Genomic DNA, 3,439 nt, shown 5'->3' with positions numbered 1-3,439 from the left:
AAAAAAGGTTGCATTATCTTTATTGATGAGATTGATACTATCGGAACTAAAAGAACTAGCGATTCTCAAGCTTCTGGTATTTCTCACAATAAAATGGTAAATGCCTTATTAACCTTGCTGGATGGGATGAAATCCAATGATGATGTGGTAGTGATCGGAGCGACGAATAAAGATGATCTTTTAGATGAAGCTTTAACTAGACCTGGTCGTTTAGATCGTAAGATCTATGTGGGTTTACCTGATCGTGACACCAAAATTAGGTTATATAATTTATTTTTAAAAAAATATAAAGCCAAAAATAAATTATCACCTAATATTGATTATGAACGTTTAGCAGATAAATCAACTGATTTTAGTGGCGCTACCATCGCTAAAGTAGTGAAAGATACTTGTTTTAGCATCGTTCAAGCTCAATTAAAAAAAGATACAGTGGATTTTATTGTTAAGAATAGTGAACATAATTTAGTTCAAAAACACAGACAAGAATTAACCTACGGCAAAATTAATGAAAACACTGATTTAACCCAAGAAAAAACGTTGTCAACTTATAGTACGACTGATTTAGGTAAAATAGAAGAGAAAATTAAAAAAATACTTTATCCAAATGAAGAAGATTATTATGTGGAGTATATTTGGGAAAATAAAGCACTTATTCCAACAAATGATTGGGACAAAATCATTCATGGTGCTGTGTTAAAAGATGACCTAAATCAAAAAGAATTATTAGAAACGAGAAAGATAGAAGATTTAAAAAAAGTAGTTGACAAAATGAAAGAATATCTTGCGGATCAAAAGTTTACAATCACTGAACAAGCTTTAAGCGATAGTGTTGATAAACATCTTTTTGGTAGAAAAGTACTACAAAGGCAATATAGCGAAGAAGAAAAAAAGATTGTAGCGGCGAATGAAGCGGGCCACGCTTTACTTCAATACCTCCAACAACCTAATCTTTTTTACAGAAATACTATCGAATTATCTAATAATCCGACCGCTCATAATTACGCGGAACCATACCATAATTTCTCTACTAGAGAACAATTATTAGAAAAAGCGACTTTCTTATTAGCTGGTAGAGCAGCGGAAGAACTCTTAATTGGTTCTGTTTCAAATAAAGCCAAAAAAGATTTAGAAGAAGTTAATAAAATCGTTAAAGAGATGGTTTATAACCATGGAACAGCGGATAACCATTTGGTTTCCTATAGTACTGAACCTCATCCTGATCGCGAATTAAATGAACAATGTAATAAATTATTTAACGAAGTTTATAATCAAGCTAAGGTTCATCTTCAAAATAACTTACCTTTAGTCAAAGAAATTCAAACTAAACTCTTAAAAGATAATAGCATTAACAAAGCGACTATGAACGAATTAGCGAAAACATACCCTTTAAACAAAAACAAAATTTTAACTAAACATAATGCGGCCGCTAAGAATGATTCCTCTACCAAAAATAAATGGTTATGGTTAGCCGCTGGTTTAAGTGTGATGAGTGTTGGTTTATGGTTCTTAGTTATCATCATTAAAAAAAGAAATAGAAGGGTGGTTTAATTATGGCTTCCAAAAAAATGTTAAAAAAACAACAAAAAAGAAAGAAGATGTGGTTCATTCTTTTACTGGTGATCTTTACTTTCAGCACTTTCTTATTCTTTGAATATTACCCTGATTTAACTCAAACAGGGGAAGCGAAAGAACCGCAATTTATTTTAGAACAACTCCAAAAAGGTCGTGTAGATCGATATGAAGATAAAATAGAAGCTAACGGGATTAGAGCTTTTTTAAACCTTAATAGTCGTAAAAAAATAGTGATTCACACTAAAGATAATAAAACTTATTATAATAAAACGATTGATAGCCATTATATAAGTGAAATCGATAAAACTATTGAAGCCAGAAAAAATGATAGAAGTTTAGAAAAAATACCTACCACAGTACGTTATGGTTTAATAATGCCTACTTTAACTGTCTTTTCCGCTTTAGTAGGTTTCATTTGGCTAGTTTATATTATTTCTAGTTTGTTAGAACAAAGAAGAATGACACGAATGAAAGATAGTGAGATTGATTTAGAAGGCGATCAACAAAAAACTACTTTCCAAGATGTCGCTGGTAACGAAGAAGAAAAAGAAGAATTAACGGAACTAGTGGATTTTTTAAAAAAACCTCAGAAATATGAAAAAATGGGCGCTAAAGTTCCTAAAGGGGTTTTATTACAAGGTCCACCAGGGACTGGTAAAACTTTATTAGCTAAAGCTTTAGCCGGCGAAGCAGGAGTACCTTTCTACGCTACTTCTGGTTCTGAATTTGTCCAAATATATGTCGGAATGGGAGCTTTAAAAATTAGAAAACTCTTTAAAGAATTAAGAGAAAACGCGCCTTGTATCTTATTTATTGATGAGATCGATATTTTAGGAGGGAAAAGATCTTCCGGCGGTGGTTGGGGCGGTACAGAAGAAAAAGACCAAACCTTGAACCAATTATTAACCGAAATGGATGGTTTTAACGCTTCTACCGGAATTATTATTGTTGGCGCGACTAACAGAAAAGATATGTTAGATCCCGCTTTATTAAGACCAGGTCGCTTTGATCGTCATTTCACAGTTGGCTTACCCGACGCTAAAGCACGTGAAGCTATTTTAAAAGTTCATGCTTATAATAAACAAATCTCTTCTGAGGTTAATTTCGCTCAATTAGCGAAACAAACGACTGGTTTTAGTGGAGCAGAATTAGCTTCTGTTTTAAATGAAGCTTCTATTTTAGCAGTTAGAAATAACCAAGAAGAGATCACTATGGTGGAACTAGAAGAAGCAGTGGATCGAGTAATGATGGGTCCAGCGAAGAAATCTAAAAAATATGATGAAGAAGAAAGAAAAATGGTCGCTTACCATGAAGCGGGCCACGCTGTTATCGGGATTAAATTAAAACATGCTCCTAAAGTGCAGAAAATCACTATTATTCCTCGTGGAGATGCTGGTGGTTATAATTTAATGTTACCCGAAAAAGAAACCATTTTTTCTTCTAAAAAACGCATGTTAGCTAATATAGTTGCTTTCTTAGGGGGTAGAGCGGCGGAAGAATTAATGTTTGATGATATTTCTAACGGAACTTATAGTGATTTCCAACAAGCTACTTCTATCGCTAACGAAATGGTTACTTCCTATGGGATGTCTGAATTAGGCCCGATGCAGAACGACGATAGTTTATTTGTGCATAAACCTTTAGTAGATGCTGAAGTGAAAAAAATTATTGATGAATGTATGGATGAAGCTAGAAAAATCATGAAAGAAAATAAATCTTTATTAGAACAAATAGCTAATACTTTATTAGAACAAGAAACTATCACCAAAGATCAATTAGATCAAATAGTTAACCCCCCGAAGAACCAAAAACATGAGAAAACCAATAATAAAGAGAAAAAAGTTGCATCTAAATAATACACATAAAA

General features: G+C 32.9%; 2 protein-coding genes. Both read left to right on the top strand.

Annotation, left to right across the window (positions count from 1 at the left end):
• Positions 1 to 1,548, top strand: a 1,548-nt coding sequence (locus HR065_RS01220; protein ID WP_178734103.1) for an AAA family ATPase, incomplete at its 5' end; no start/stop codon positions are given.
• Between the two features lie 2 nt (positions 1,549 to 1,550).
• On the top strand, positions 1,551 to 3,428 hold the full coding sequence (ftsH, locus tag HR065_RS01215; protein ID WP_244948332.1) for an ATP-dependent zinc metalloprotease FtsH: 1,878 nt from the start codon (positions 1,551 to 1,553) through the stop codon (positions 3,426 to 3,428).
• Positions 3,429 to 3,439 lie beyond the last annotated feature (11 nt).

Origin of the sequence: Candidatus Phytoplasma pruni (genome assembly GCF_013391955.1) — a bacterium.
Lineage (GTDB): Bacteria > Bacillota_I > Bacilli_A > Acholeplasmatales > Acholeplasmataceae > Phytoplasma.
This window is presented reverse-complemented; position numbering and strand designations above follow the sequence as displayed.